Origin of the sequence: Rhizobium brockwellii, from assembly GCF_000769405.2 — a bacterium.
Lineage (GTDB): Bacteria > Pseudomonadota > Alphaproteobacteria > Rhizobiales > Rhizobiaceae > Rhizobium > Rhizobium brockwellii.
In genome coordinates, this window is sequence record NZ_CP053440.1 from 406,302 (window position 1) to 420,155 (window position 13,854).

13 protein-coding genes are annotated in these 13,854 nt (G+C 60.9%); 1 reads left to right on the forward strand and 12 read right to left on the reverse strand.

Annotation, left to right across the window (positions count from 1 at the left end):
- Nucleotides 1-435 precede the first annotated feature (435 nt).
- Together RLCC275e_RS25495 and hemA are read right to left on the reverse strand one after the other, a co-directional pair.
- Nucleotides 436-1,170 carry a helix-turn-helix transcriptional regulator gene (locus tag RLCC275e_RS25495; RefSeq protein ID WP_033184488.1) on the reverse strand — a complete coding sequence of 245 codons (735 nt, stop codon included), beginning with the start codon at nucleotides 1,168-1,170 and terminating at the stop codon, nucleotides 436-438.
- Nucleotides 1,171-1,268: 98 nt separating this feature from the next.
- A complete protein-coding gene (hemA, locus tag RLCC275e_RS25500) occupies nucleotides 1,269-2,483 on the reverse strand; it encodes a 5-aminolevulinate synthase (protein WP_171891367.1) in 1,215 nt (404 codons plus the stop codon).
- 287 nt (nucleotides 2,484-2,770) lie between these two features.
- On the opposite strand from hemA, the gene RLCC275e_RS25505 reads away from it, so the two are divergent.
- Entirely contained in the window at nucleotides 2,771-3,208 is a 438-nt protein-coding gene (locus tag RLCC275e_RS25505; RefSeq protein WP_050516892.1) for a DsbE family thiol:disulfide interchange protein, read from the forward strand.
- A gap of 427 nt (nucleotides 3,209-3,635) precedes the next feature.
- Here RLCC275e_RS25505 and RLCC275e_RS25510 read toward each other — a convergent pair whose 3' ends face one another.
- The 10 genes from RLCC275e_RS25510 to ccoG form a co-directional block, all read right to left on the reverse strand.
- The gene (locus RLCC275e_RS25510; RefSeq protein WP_033184497.1) at nucleotides 3,636-4,316 is read right to left on the reverse strand and encodes a CBS domain-containing protein; all 681 of its coding nucleotides are present in this window, start codon (nucleotides 4,314-4,316) and stop codon (nucleotides 3,636-3,638) included.
- 75 nt (nucleotides 4,317-4,391) lie between these two features.
- Nucleotides 4,392-4,859, reverse strand: a complete 468-nt coding sequence (locus RLCC275e_RS25515; RefSeq protein ID WP_171891368.1) for a cytochrome c-type biogenesis protein — start codon at nucleotides 4,857-4,859, stop codon at nucleotides 4,392-4,394.
- A complete protein-coding gene (locus tag RLCC275e_RS25520; RefSeq protein WP_171891369.1) occupies nucleotides 4,856-6,853 on the reverse strand; it encodes a heme lyase CcmF/NrfE family subunit in 1,998 nt (665 codons plus the stop codon). The genes RLCC275e_RS25515 and RLCC275e_RS25520 overlap by 4 nt, the downstream gene beginning before the upstream one ends.
- The gene (gene ccmE, locus RLCC275e_RS25525; protein WP_003557939.1) at nucleotides 6,850-7,362 is read right to left on the reverse strand and encodes a cytochrome c maturation protein CcmE; all 513 of its coding nucleotides are present in this window, start codon (nucleotides 7,360-7,362) and stop codon (nucleotides 6,850-6,852) included. Before ccmE ends, RLCC275e_RS25520 begins: the two co-directional genes overlap by 4 nt.
- On the reverse strand, nucleotides 7,359-8,540 hold the full coding sequence (ccmI, locus tag RLCC275e_RS25530; RefSeq protein WP_171891370.1) for a c-type cytochrome biogenesis protein CcmI: 1,182 nt from the start codon (nucleotides 8,538-8,540) through the stop codon (nucleotides 7,359-7,361). Before ccmI ends, ccmE begins: the two co-directional genes overlap by 4 nt.
- A 102-nt stretch (nucleotides 8,541-8,642) precedes the next feature.
- Nucleotides 8,643-9,314, reverse strand: coding sequence for a Crp/Fnr family transcriptional regulator (locus RLCC275e_RS25535; protein ID WP_033183456.1), 672 nt, complete (start codon nucleotides 9,312-9,314; stop codon nucleotides 8,643-8,645).
- A gap of 34 nt (nucleotides 9,315-9,348) precedes the next feature.
- On the reverse strand, nucleotides 9,349-9,507 hold the full coding sequence (gene ccoS, locus RLCC275e_RS25540; RefSeq protein ID WP_033183457.1) for a cbb3-type cytochrome oxidase assembly protein CcoS: 159 nt from the start codon (nucleotides 9,505-9,507) through the stop codon (nucleotides 9,349-9,351).
- Nucleotides 9,504-11,789, reverse strand: coding sequence for a cation-translocating P-type ATPase (locus tag RLCC275e_RS25545; RefSeq protein WP_033183458.1), 2,286 nt, complete (start codon nucleotides 11,787-11,789; stop codon nucleotides 9,504-9,506). The genes ccoS and RLCC275e_RS25545 overlap by 4 nt, the downstream gene beginning before the upstream one ends.
- The gene (locus RLCC275e_RS25550) at nucleotides 11,786-12,271 is read right to left on the reverse strand and encodes a FixH family protein (protein WP_033183459.1); all 486 of its coding nucleotides are present in this window, start codon (nucleotides 12,269-12,271) and stop codon (nucleotides 11,786-11,788) included. The genes RLCC275e_RS25545 and RLCC275e_RS25550 overlap by 4 nt, the downstream gene beginning before the upstream one ends.
- Nucleotides 12,268-13,836 carry a cytochrome c oxidase accessory protein CcoG gene (gene ccoG, locus RLCC275e_RS25555; protein ID WP_033183460.1) on the reverse strand — a complete coding sequence of 523 codons (1,569 nt, stop codon included), beginning with the start codon at nucleotides 13,834-13,836 and terminating at the stop codon, nucleotides 12,268-12,270. Before ccoG ends, RLCC275e_RS25550 begins: the two co-directional genes overlap by 4 nt.
- Between the last annotated feature and the right edge of the window lie 18 nt (nucleotides 13,837-13,854).

Consider the following 13,854-nt stretch of genomic DNA (forward strand, 5'->3'; position numbering starts at 1 on the left):
GGCGGGGTCCTGGTTCCTGGACGCTCCTCCAGAGCGCCTTCAGATCATAGCCGACATCATGTCAGCCTCAGCACTCTCGCCGGGACACCCCAAATCTAGGGTGAACAAGTTCATGGGAGGTAAATCTAATGTAGTAAATTCGAATAGGAACATGATTTTAGGGACGCTCGTCGGAGCAGGGTAAACGCCATCTAAACGTTTACGGTCGTGCGCGGGCGCCGGTCATCGGAGGAAACCAATTTCCTGAGAGAGTTTGGTAGCGGACGCTGACATTGGCCGCGATGCGACTGCCTGAAGAGGGAAATTTCGCCGAATATTGTCGCCTCACCCGGTGCCCAAAGCCCATACGCTTGCGTAAGCAACGCGTGTCCGCGGGCTGTCGGCGGACGCCCGCACCCGGCGCCCTTGGAGGCGCCGCCCGGCTGAAAAACCATGTCAGGCGATAAGTCGCCGACGTATCGCCTCAGCGATGGCTTGCGTTCGATTCACGGCGCCCAGCTTCTTTGTCGCCGACTTGACGTAGCTGTTCACCGTATCCAGCTGGTAGCCGGTGGACTTGGCGATGCCCTCGCTGGTCAACCCAAGGCTCGCCTGGGCGAGGCAAGCCATCTCGCCCTTCGACAGTCGCATGTGTTCGGCCGCGAATCGCTCCATCAGAGGTTTGGTTACGGCAGTGTGAATTGCTTCGGACACAAGAGCCAGAAAGGTGATTTCGTCGTCATCAAACGCAGTCGCTCGAGTGAAGCCGACAGCACCGTAGACCGTACTGTCCCGGTGGATCGGAACAATCGTCCTGTTGAATACGCCAAATGTGCGCTGCAGGTAGAGCAACCTCTGCGGAGGCTCCTGTTCCTTGTAGACTTCGTTCTCCGCGACCACCGTCGTGGCAGACTTGGCCGCTTGCACGAAAGGGTCCACGCGAATCAGTTGATCGGCTTCGTATGCCTCGAGGTAGGCTGGCGGCAAATCGGTGTCGATCGAAAACCCCTCGCCGAAACGATAATGATCGACGTCCAGGCCGGAGATGAAGATGTAGTCGAAGGGCACCGCCAGACGCAGTCGGTCGATAACGTCATTTTTTCCGAAGTGACGGAGCTTGGGAACCGAACGAAGGTCGACATAATCGTCCAGGGCGTTCGGTGAAAGGACAGAGAGAGCGCTGACCGGCATAAGGGCCTCGATTGATACCGCGAAGAACCCCAGTTATGGCGCCTCACGGTTAACCGAAGCTTAAGGAATTGATCCAAATCAAATTACTGGGCCGGCAGTCAAGCAACCATCCGCGCCAATGCGCAGCGCGACCAGAGCGAATGCAGTGCCTCGACCAGATGGGCGATATCGGCGTCGGAATGCAGCGGCGTCGGCGTGATGCGCAGGCGCTCGGTCTTCTTCGGCACGGTGGGATAGTTGATCGGCTGGACGTAGACGCCGCAATTGTCGAGCAGCAGGTCGGAGATCCACTTGCACTTGGCCGCATCGCCGACCAGCACCGGCACAATATGGCTCGGATTGGGCATATGCGGAATGCCGCGCTGGTCGAGCAGTGCTCTCAGCTTGCGGACACGGTTCTGATGCCGGGCGCGCTCGAACTGGCTGACCTTCAGGTGCTGGATCGAGGCGACAGCGCCGGCGGCCAGTGCCGGCGGCAGCGCCGTGGTGAAGATGAAGCCGGAGGCAAACGAGCGGATGAAATCGCAAAGTGCCGTTGAAGCGGCGATATAGCCGCCCATCACCCCGAAAGCCTTGCCGAGCGTACCCTCGATCACCGTCAACCGGTCCATCAGCCCCTCGCGCTCGGCAATGCCGCCGCCGCGCGGACCGTACATACCGACGCCATGCACTTCGTCGAGATAGGTCATCGCGCCATATTTGTCGGCGAGATCGCAAATCTCTTTGATCGGGGCGATATCCCCGTCCATCGAATAAACACTCTCGAAGGCGATCAGCTTCGGCGCCTTCGGATCGGCGGCCTTGAGCTTGGCTTCGAGATCGGCCACGTCATTGTGCTTCCAGATCACCTTCTCGCACTTGGCATAGCGGATGCCCTCGATCATCGAGGCATGGTTCAGCGCGTCGGAGAAGATGATGAGGCCGGGGATCTTTGCGCCGAGCGTACCAAGGGCTGCCCAGTTGGAAACATAACCCGATGTGAAGATCAGCGCTGCTTCCTTGCCGTGCAGATCGGCAAGCTCACGCTCGAGCATGACGTGATGGTGGTTGGTGCCAGAAATATTCCGGGTGCCTCCCGCACCCGCGCCACAGTGGTCGATGGCGTTCTTCATCGCCTCGATCACCTTCGGATGCTGGCCCATGCCGAGATAGTCGTTGGAGCACCAGACCGTGACTTCCTTCTCGCCGTCCGCGGTGTAACGCGTCGCGCGGGGAAAATTGCCGCGGTGACGTTCGAGATCGGCAAAAACGCGGTAACGGCCCTCGGTATGAAGCCCGTCCAGCTCGTTTTTGAAAAACGCTTCGAAATCCATGTGCACGCTCCCCTGTGTGATCGGACCAATACATGGTGAGGGTTGCAGCGTAATTGATCTCGATCAAGTCGGACGAAGGCCGCGCGCCGGGCGGCTAACGCTTCGGCTGAAGGAACTTTGAGGAACTGCCGCGATGCACCGAGGAGCGCCTGGTCGCGCTCCGTCATTCCAATCTTTGCGGTCGATAAGCCGGTTGTTTTATCAGTATCAATTATCGGAGCGGCGTCTGGGATTAAGGCTCGAAGGTATGAGCCCAATCACACATCTTATAAACGCAATCGTCGGCGTTGGCGAGACGCCGACATCCAGCCGTCGATCTCGCGCCGCTTGCCGGTCTTCAAGCGCCAAGCCTGAACGATCAGACACTGGATGGTCATATCGCCGTCGTCAACATCTTCGCGTTCTGGTGCGTTCCCTGTCGGCTAGAACATCCGGCGCCGATGGAACTTGCCAAAGATCCTCGCATAAAGCTGGTCGGCATCAACTTCAAGGACGCCCCAGAGAAGGCCGCAGCCTTCCTTCAGGAGAACGGCAATCCGTTCGCGGCAATCGGAATCGACACCACGGGAAGAAGCCCGATCGACTGGGGAGCCTATGGCGTCCCGGAAACATTCGTTATCGATCGCACGGGGCGAATTGTCTTGAGACATGTGGGACCGATCGACGAAAAAAGCCTCACGATGGATATTCTGCCTGTTTTAGAAGAGATCATCGCCGCCGAATGAGCACTGCCTCTTCCAGCCGTGTTTGACCTCTATCAAAGAAACGGCCTCGCTTATTGAGTATGTCAGTTTGGCGGGTCGGGATATTCCCGTGTCAAGGGGGAAACTTGACAGAGGCTCGCTCGGTTAGGGCGCAACACCGAGCGAGCCTCCTCGCGTCAAATTCGCTCTCAACAACGAGCGCCGGCCGAAGCCGCGCCGTTAGGCGCGGGCGGCAGTGCCGCAAGCTTTAGAACTTCGGGTGTCCAAAACCCGCGAGATTGTCTGGTTGAGGCAAGCAGCGATTTCGCTAAATCTTTGCGAGAGAAGCGGGTCGAACACCAGCGGGTGCCCATACGATGCATTATCGCCGCATATGCTCCGATATCCGGAAATTGGTATCCGCGGATGTGCCGATATTGCTGGGCGCTTAACAGCATAGAGGGCTGTCTTAGCCCACCTCGGTGCCTGTCAGCCGGGCGATCTGGAGCCGGTCACGATAGGCGCCGACGCCCAGGCTTTCGACCAGGGTGCGAACAGCCTTTTGCTTCAGCTCCGACTCCACGTTGCCATCGAGTGTCACCTGGCCGTTCTTGACGGTCACCTGGACCTTCTGGGGCGTTATCCCCAAGTCCGACCTCAGGCGCGTTCGGACCGCCAGCTTGATCGATTCATCTTCTTTTGGCAGTGGCGCCGTCTGGGCGTCGATGATCAGGCCGAGGATGTCCCTGCGGCTGACAATCCCGACTAGGCGCCCCTCCTCGACGATCGGCAGACGCTTGATCCGGTGCGCCTGGAGGCTTTCGGCGATATCCGCTACCTCGCTGTCGGGGCTCGCCACGATCACATCGTGAGCCATGACATCGGCGACACACCAGCCATTGCTGGAGATATATCGCTCAAGATCGATCTCGGATATGATTTCGGGTGCGCGGGCGGCGCGGGGAGCGAACCGAATCTCTCTCCGCAACAGCAGATCGCCCTCTGTCAGCATTCCGCAGACGCGGCCTTCATCATCAATGACAGGAAGGCCGCTGACGTTGTTTTGCATCATGACAGCGACGGCGTGGCGTATACCGACCGCTGGACCGATCGACACCACGTTAGTGGTCATTATCTCCTTCGCCTGCATTTGTCCTGCCTCGTTTATGGGAATTGTTGCTGGGACGACCATAGTGCGACCTCGTCGAGCCGCCATTGATCTTCGTCAAACAATGCGATCGTCACGAAGCAGCTCGCTCAGCCGCGCCCGCTCGTCTGCCGTCAGCTTGCTGCCGGTCGGCTTGCCGGCCCTCTTGCGCGCAAAGACCAGCAGCGACAGCCCGCCGGCCAGCACCAGCAGCACAGGGGCACCCCAGAGCAGCACCGTCTTCATGCTGACACGCGGCTTCAAGAGCACGAACTCGCCGTAGCGCGAGACGATATAGGTCAGCACCGCCTCGTCGCTGTCGCCGTCGGTGATGCGCTCGCGCACCAGCAGGCGCAGGTCCTTGGCCAGATCGGCATTGGAATCGTCGATCGACTGGTTCTGGCAGACCATGCAGCGCAGTTCCGCCGAAAGGGTGCGGGCCCGCGCCTCGAGCGCCGGATCGGCCAGCACCTCGTCCGGATTGACGGCAAAGGCGGGGGCCGCCATCAGCAGCATAGCGAAAGCCAGGAGCAGACGCCGCATCATTCCGCCGGCTCCAGTGCGGGAGCTGCCGGCCTTGCCGGCTTCGCCTTGCGGCGCGGGGCGCCGACACGCAGGCGCCGGTCGCTGAGCGAGACGAGGCCGCCGAAGGCCATGAACACCGCTCCACCCCAGATGCAGAGAATGAACGGCTTCCACCAGATGCGCACGACGATACCGCCGTCCTTGGTGGCGTCGCCCAGGGAGACATAGAGCTGGCTAAGCCCGAAGGTCAGAATGCCGGCCTCTGTCGTCGGCATCTGTCGGGCGGTATAGAGGCGCTTGGCCGACCAGGTATCGGCAACCACGACACCGGCGCGCCGGATGGTGAAGTGGCCGCGTTCCTCGGTATAGTTCGGCCCGGTCGCCGGCTGCATGCCGTCGAAATGCAGACTGTAACCACCGGCCTCGGTCACCTCGCCCGGCTTCATCTCGATGACATGCTCGCTCTGGAACGTCGTCACCGCAACGATGCCGAGCACGGTGACGCCGAGCCCGGCATGGGCAAGGGCCGTGCCAAAGGCCGAACGCGGCAGGCCGGAAAGCCGGCGCCAGGCGAGACTGCCCGCGACCTTGCCGATGCCGGCGCGGTACCAGAGATCGGCTACCGCACCGAGGATCAGGAACAGCCCGGCAGCGAGGCCGAGGACGGCAAGCACCGGCCCGCCATGTTGGACGTAGAAGAAGACCACTGCGGCAAGGAAGGCCAGACCCGCGACGACATAGAGCCGCTGCAGGGCACCCAGCAGATCGCCGCGCTTCCAGGCGAGCATCGGCCCGAAGGGCACGATGACGACCAGCGGCGCCATCAGCAGGCCGAAGGTCAGGTTGAAGAAGGGCGCTCCGACGGAAATCTTGTCGCCGGTCAGCGTTTCCAGCAGCAGCGGATAGAGCGTGCCTGTGAGCACCGTGCCGCAGGCGACCGTCAGGATCAGATTGTTGACGACGAGCGCGCCCTCGCGCGAAATCGGCGCAAACAGCCCGCCGGCCGACAGCTTCGGCGCGCGGAAGGCGAAGAGCGACAGCGCCCCGCCGATGAAGATCAGCAGAATGCAGAGAATGAAGACGCCGCGGGAGGGATCGCTGGCAAAGGCATGCACCGAGGTCAGCACGCCGGAGCGCACCAGGAAGGTGCCCATCAGCGACAGCGAGAAGGTGAGGATGGCGAGCAGCACCGTCCAGATCTTCAGCGCCTCGCGCTTTTCCATGACAAGCGCCGAATGCAGCAAGGCGGTGCCGGCGAGCCACGGCATGAAGGAGGCGTTTTCCACCGGGTCCCAGAACCACCAGCCGCCCCAGCCGAGCTCATAATAGGCCCAGTAGGAGCCCATGGCGATGCCAAGCGTCAGAAAGGTCCAGGCAGCCAGCGTCCAGGGCCGCACCCAGCGTGCCCAGGCGGCGTCGATGCGCCCTTCCAGAAGGGCCGCAACGGCAAAGGAAAAGCAGACGGAGAAGCCGACATAACCGAGATAGAGCAGCGGCGGATGGATCGCGAGGCCGACATCCTGAAGAACCGGGTTGAGATCGCGGCCCTCGGCCGGCGCCGGATCGAGACGGAGGAAGGGATTGGAGGTCAGCAGGATGAACAGCGTGAAGGCGACCGAAATCCAGGCCTGCACGGCCAATACGTTGGCCTTCAGCGTCTCCGGCAGATTGCGGCCGAAGACGGCGACCAGCGCGCTGAACAGCGTCAGGATCAACAGCCAGAGCAGCATCGATCCCTCGTGATTGCCCCAGACGCCGGAATATTTATAGAGCAGCGGCACCAGCGAATGCGAATTCTCCCAGACGTTCTCGACCGAGAAATCCGAGACGACATGGGCATAAGTCAACACACCGAAGGAGAAAGCCACCAGCGCAAACATCGCCAGCGAGCCGATCGTCGCCACATCCATCATCGCCCGGTCATGACGGCGGGCTCCGATCACTGGAACGATGGAGAGAATGAGCGCCGTTGCCAGCGCCAGCACCAGCGCGTAATGGCCGATCTCGATGATCATGGCGTCGCCTTCACTTCCTGTCCCTGAGCTTGCTTTCCCTGAGCTTCCTTCCCAGGGTTCTCCTGGCCTTGGCCTTCCTTCCACAGCCCTTGGGATTTCAGCCTGTCGGCGACGTCCTTCGGCATATAGGTCTCGTCGTGCTTGGCAAGCACGGTGTCGGCGACGAAGACGTTGGTCCCGGCGGCAAACATGCCTTCGGTGACGACGCCCTGGCCCTCGCGGAAGAGATCGGGAAGGATGCCGGTATATTTGACCTTCACGGCATTGGTGCTGCCGTCGGTGACGGCAAATTCCACCGTTGAGCCGGTGCCGCGCACGACACTGCCCTCACCGACCAGGCCGCCGAGCCGGATGCGGGTTTCCGGCGCCACCGGCGTCTTGGCGAGATCCGCCGGCATGTAGAAATAGGCGACTGACTGGCTGAAGGCGAACATCACCAGCAGCACGGCGGCGAGGATGAAGCCCATGCCGCCGGCAATCACCGCCAGGCGCTTCTGCTTGCGCGTCATTGCGTCGCTTCCTCCGTGGCTATGCCGAGTTCCCTGGCAAGCGCCAGCAATTGCCTGCCCTGTTCGCCAGGCGGCGGAAAGGCCGCAAGCCCGCGTTTCAGGGCGCCGGCGGCGCGATCCTTGTCGTTCAATACGGCGTAAGAGCGGACGAGCCGCATCCATCCCTCGAAATTGTTCGGATCCTCGCTGAGCTTGGCATCGAGGCTCTCGACCATGCCGCGGATCATCTGCTGCCGGTCGCCGGCGTTCATCGTCTCGGCCGCTGCCACATCTTGCTGCGTGGGATTGCCCGGGGCACTTGGATCGGCGCCCGGGGCAGCCGGATTGGCGCCCGCCGGATCGGCGCCTGCCTTAGCGCCGCCGTTCATGGCGATATGCTCGTTGACCAACGGCAGCCAGGGCGCATCGGCGGGTGATTGTTTTGCCAGCGTCTCGAAAGCCTGGCGCGCCTCGTTTGGCCGTCCCGCCTGCTCCATGCTGAGGGCGATGTAGAAGCGGGCACGCGGGTTTTCCGGTTCGAGCTGAAGTATCTGTCGCAGGACATCGAACGTCTCCTCGGTCACCGAACCATGCGCCTCAGCCATCAGGGCCTCTGCAAGGCCACCCAGGCGATGAACGTTCGGGCCGAGCAGACGCAGGGTATTGCGGTAAGCTGACCTTGCGTCGACGACTCGGCTGGTCCTCAGGTAGATCGGGGCGATCACATCCCATCCGCGACCATCATCCGGCTGGCTCGCGAGATGGCGCTCTGCTTTCGCGACCAGTATTGCAATATCCTGGCCAGGCTCTTCCAACCGTGCTTGCAACGGCCGCGACGGCATGTCTGGGGAACCCACGAGAACATAGAGGCCGATGCTTGCCAGAGGAAGAAATGCGACCACCGCCAACCTCAGCCACCGACGCGGATGACGCGGATGCGGCAATCTCTGGCGTTCTTCGCGCTTCGGCTCGCTTGCCTTGAAAAGCCGCCGCGCCGTTTCGGCTCGCGCGTATTCATACTCGTTTCGGCCGATTTCGTTCGCCTGCAATTCTCTGTCGAGTTCGAGAAGTTGGTCTCGATAGACCCGAGCCGCGTCAGCCTCGCCGCCGTTGACCCGGACGCGGCCTGACGCAAGCGGATGAAGAAGAGAGGCGATTATGGCAGCCGTGATGACCGCGAAAACAATCCAAATAACCATAACGTCCAGACGCCTTTTTGCGCTTGAACATACCGAGGCTGGAGGGCGGCACATTGACCGCGGTCAACTACGACGAGCTCTTCCAATCCCAATTTTGCAAGTTCAGCACGCTTCGCGAAGCTGATCGACGTTATCGACCAGGACGACCTTGCCTCTGACTTCGACGCCCGATGCCGCCAGCGCCGCAAACGCGCGGGAAAGGGCTTCCGGCGCCAGTCCCAGTTTGCCGGCCAGGATTCTCTTCCGGTAAGGAAGGCGGAACGTGACCCGCGAGGTGATCGTCGAGGCGGGGCAGCGGCTCACAAGGTAGTTTGCCACCCGTTGCGCGGCTGTGAGCAATCGGTCTCCCGCAATACAATCCATCGCACCGAGCAGGTGCCTGACCATGATGCGCATGACATTCCGGTGTACGATCGGATGTTGGTCGGCGAATGCCTGCAAGTCCGCAAGCGCGAACAGCGCGACCTCGGCCCCGTCGGCGGACCGCGCGCTATAAGCGTAGGAGCCGCCCCCCGAGAGGAGATATTCCCCAAAGGTGTCGCCCGGCTCGCACACGCAGATATCCGCCTCGCGCCCGGTGGATTCCGATTTTGAAAGTCGGACAAACCCGTTCATGACGCAGTAGACGAACGACGCCTTCTGGCCCTCGGCTACGATCTTCTCGTCAGCAGCGAAGCTTCGAAGCTCAGCCATTGCCGTGAATTGCTCCACAGTCGCCTGATCCAAACCAGCGAACAGCTCAGACTGCAGAAGCACAGAATTTTTCGCAAGCATCCATCTTCCTTTCGTGTTTGGACCCAGTGTGTGGTTAGGGTTTTCGTTGATCGGTTTCGTCCTCGGCGAGGATTCGCCAGGCGGCGCCTTGAAGGTCGTCATACTGGCCGCTCCTCAGCGACCAAAGGAATGCCAGAAGTCCCATTCCTCCCATCAGCAGCGCGATCGGTATGAGATAGATCAACATGTTCATGCGGCTTTGACCTCCGCGCTCCTGCCGATACCCCCTCGAATTTGCATATCTCGACGCTTGCCGAACGCGTTCAGACGCAGGGCGTTCGTCACGACGATGATCGACGATGTCGACATCGCCACCGCCGCTATGAGCGGTGTCGCCAATCCGGCGATGGCGATCGGCACCGCCAGAACGTTGTAACCGATGGCGAGAGCGAAGTTCTGCCGGATGAGGCTGGCGGATCTTCGCGCAACAGCGATTGCTTCCGGAACAGCGTCAAGGCGATCATTGAAGAAAACGAGGTCGGCGGCCTGTCTGCCGATATCGGATGCCGTGGCCGGCGCCATCGAGACATGCGCCGCTGCAAGTGCCGGGGCGTCGTTGATACCGTCGCCAACCATCAGCACGCGACGACCTTGGCCATTCAGCCTCTGGCATTCCTCGACCTTCTGTTTTGGCGTCAGAGAGCCAAAAGCCCTGTCGATACCGAGAGCATGCGCCGTGTTGTCGACGACGGTCTGCCTGTCACCGGACACGATCAGCGTTTCAAGGCCGGCTGCACCGAGCCGGTCGATGGCCTCGCAAGCACCCGGACGAAGCGTGTCGTCGAAGAAGAAGCGGGCAAAATCGACGCCATTCTTCGACAAGACCACTTCCGAAAACGGACTATCGGCAGTCCGGGGCACGACGCTGGTTCCGCAGGCAAACGCCGTGTTGCCCAAACGATAGACATCCGCTCCATTCCTGGCCTCCAGTCCTCCGCCGGGGATTTCCGTGACGCTGTCGAAGGACATGGGGGCGGTTTTGGTCTCCCGAACCAGAGCCCGAGATAGAGGATGCCGTGAATGCGTGGCCAATCCATGGGCGATTGCGGTGGCGCTCTCGTCCATGGTGCCCACTCCGACAAGGCGCGGACTGCCCATTGTCAAGGTGCCCGTTTTGTCAAAGGCCACGGTGTCGGCCTCGGCCAGTCTTTCGAGTGCTGAACCATCCTTCACCATGATGCCTTTCCGGAAAAGCTCCCCCGCAGCGACGACCTGGACAACGGGCACGGCAAGACCCAACGCACATGGGCAGGTAATGATCAGCACCGCTACGGCGACCAGCATGCCCTGTTTCCAGTCTCCGCCCAGGAAGCCCCAGCCAAGGAAAGAGACCAACGCCAACAGATGCACGACCGGGGAATAGAGTGCGGCAGCGCGATCGGCGATCCTGCGATAGCGAGCCCTTCCGCCCTCGGCGGCCTCCATCAGGCCGATGATCTCGGAGAGAAGCGAATTCTTGGCAATTTTCGTTGCCCGCAGCACCAGCGAGCCGGTCAGATTCATTGCCCCAGAACTCACTTCGCTGTTGCTGGCAACGGCGACGGGGCTGCTTTCGCCGGTGACGATGGAGAGATCCACGTCGCTTTCTCCGCTGACGACTATGCCATCGACGGGAACCCTTTCGCCTGCGGCTATCGAGATTTCATCCCCCGCTGCGATCTCTTCTATCGCAATGTAATGTCGCGACCCGTCCGGATTGATCAGCAATGCTCCGCGCGGGGCCAGTCGTGCTAGTCCGTTGATCGCCGCCCGAGCCTTTTCCCGCATGACATGATCGAGGGTTCTGCCGATCAGCAGGAAGAAGAGCAGCGAGACCGAAGCGTCGAACCATGCATGCTCGCCGTGATGGACGGTCTCCCACAATGAAACGGCATAGGAGAGCGTCACGGCGAGCGAGATCGGAACGTCCATGTTGGTGCGCCCGTGCCGCAGCGCATTCCGGGCCGATTTGAAGAAGAAGCGCCCCGCATAAACCAGCGCGGGCGCTGCTATCATCGCCGAGATCCAATGAAACATGTCGCGCGTCGCGGCATCCGCGCCCGACCAGACCGATACCGAGAGCAACATGATGTTGGCGGCCGCAAAACCGGAAACGCCGATCGCGAGGAGAAGCTGATTTCTGGTCTTGTCGTTCTCGGGAGCTTGGGGCGTGAAGAGATGCGCGCGATATCCGGCCGAGTTGATCGCTGCGAGGATCTTGGACGGATCGGTTGCACGCGTCTCGACCTCCTCCTGGTAAACGCAGGTCACCCTTCGAGCTGTGAGATTGACTCGCGCTGTCTTGACGAAGGGAAGCGACAACAACGCCCTTTCGATAGTCGAAATGCAGCCGCCGCAGTGAACGTCGGGAACACTCAGGTCCAACTGACGCAATCCCTCGCCGAGCGGCTGGCTGACAAGGCGAACCTCTTCGGCACTGGATGATGTCGTGCTGAGGGCAAGCACGCTTTCTGCGTCCATGGTACAGCAGGTCATTGGCCTAACTCCGCGGTATCGATGCGTTTTGCCTCATGCATGACGACCACGCCGCCGTTTCGCGAGATGGCCTCGACGATCCAGTCACCTTCGGCTAGGCCATGCTCCGCTTCGAACCGCCCCGCGGCTGTCCTCCTGAGCGTAAGGTGGAAGTCCTCGTGGTCTCCGACGGGCCGTTTGAAATTCAGAACGACGTCGTCGACGATCGCAGGCGATCCGCTCTTGTCGTGAATGTCGTAGCGGATCTCGTGCCCCTTTATGGAGAGGTTGCCCTCGATGCCGGAAGCGGCCATTGCCTTCATCGCCGCCGCTTTGCGGTTGAACTCCTGACTGGCGACATAGGTGTTTTCCACGACCAGACCGCTCCAGCTGGAGGAGGCATAGAAGGCCATGGTGACGTTTACCGCGATCACCACGCCAAAGAATGCCGAGGTCGCAAGCAGCATGTGCAGGCCTGTAAAACCTTGAGCGGAGGTCTTCATTTGATGTCTCCCGGTGCATTGAACGCCGCGCGGTAGGTTGCCCGATCGGCATGATCGGTATCTTCGATAACGAACAGAAATTCATTGATCGCGGCTCCGGTAGGCTTGCGCGTGACGAAGACCTTGAGCGTCGTGGCCGCGTCGGGTTCGGCGTGGACTGTAAAGCTGCGAGCGTCTTCCTTGCCGAACTCGGGAATGCGCATCGTCGCCCCCTCCAGCCCGACCAGGCTTATGTTCACATCCCTCGGCGTCGGCACCATGTTCAGGACACGAAGCGTGTAGCCATTCCGCAGAGAGCCGTCGCTTTCCAGAACATATTGGGGGTTTCGGTCGTGAACGACGTTGAGTTCAAGGCGTTCCCGAAAGGCGAGATGGACGAGCATAGCCATGCCGACTGACGCCCAGGCGACCGCGTAAAAGACGGTTCTCGGACGAAAGATGATACGCCAGTCGAAGTGGCGGATCGCCGGAACGAAGGTCCCATCCTCGTTTCGAACCCTGGATGGCTGGATGGCCGTTCGTCCTTCGTCTGTGGCGAGCGACATGTTGGTCGAGTATTCGCTCAGCGTTGCATAGGCAATCAGGCCGCGAGGCTTTCCGAGCTTGTCCATGACACCGTCGCAGGCGTCGATGCAGAGAGCGCATGTGATGCACTCCATCTGCTGTCCATCGCGAATGTCGATTCCCATCGGACACACCGCCACGCAGGCATTGCAATCGACGCAATCCCCGACCGGCAGGCCCTTGACTTGAGCCTTCTTGGCGTGACGCGACCGCTGCTCGCCCCGCCAGTCATTGTAGGTGACGACGAGAGAATTTTCGTCGAGCATTGCGCCCTGGATGCGTGGCCACGGGCACATATAGGTGCACACCTGCTCTCGCATCAGACCGCCGAGCACATAGGTCGTTGCGGTAAGGATGGCGACGGTGGTGTAGGCGGCTGCAGGCGCGCGGCCGGTGAACAGGGAAACAAGCAGGCTCGGCGCGTCGGCAAAATAAAAGATCCACGCTCCGCCCGTGACGACGCCGATCAACAGCCAGATCGAATGTTTGACCACAAGCTTCCTCAGCTTGGCAAAGCTCATGGGACCAGCGTCAAGCTTCATTCGCGCGTTTCGATCGCCTTCGATCGCACGTTCGACGACGAGAAAGAGATCAACCCAGACGGTCTGCGGACAAGCGTAGCCGCACCATGCGCGGCCAACCGCGGAAGTGACGAGAAACAGGCCGAACCCCGCCATGACGAGGAGACCCGCTACATAATAAAATTCCTGAGGCCAGATTTCGATGAAGAAAAAGAAGAAGCGCCGTGAAGACAGGTCGATGAGGATTGCCTGGTCAGGCGCGTAAGGACCGCGATCCCAGCGAATCCATGGCGCGAGATAGTAGATGCCGAGCGTAATCAGCATGACGATCCACTTGAACCGACGGAATCGTCCCTCTGCACGCTTGGGAAACACCTTCTTCCGAGGTGCGTAGAGAGGCTGCCGGTTGCGACGGGCATTGACCGGCTCGACATTGAGCCGCTCGATGTTATCGGGATCTGGTGCGGTGTAGAGGTTCATGGGCCCTATCCGAGTTCA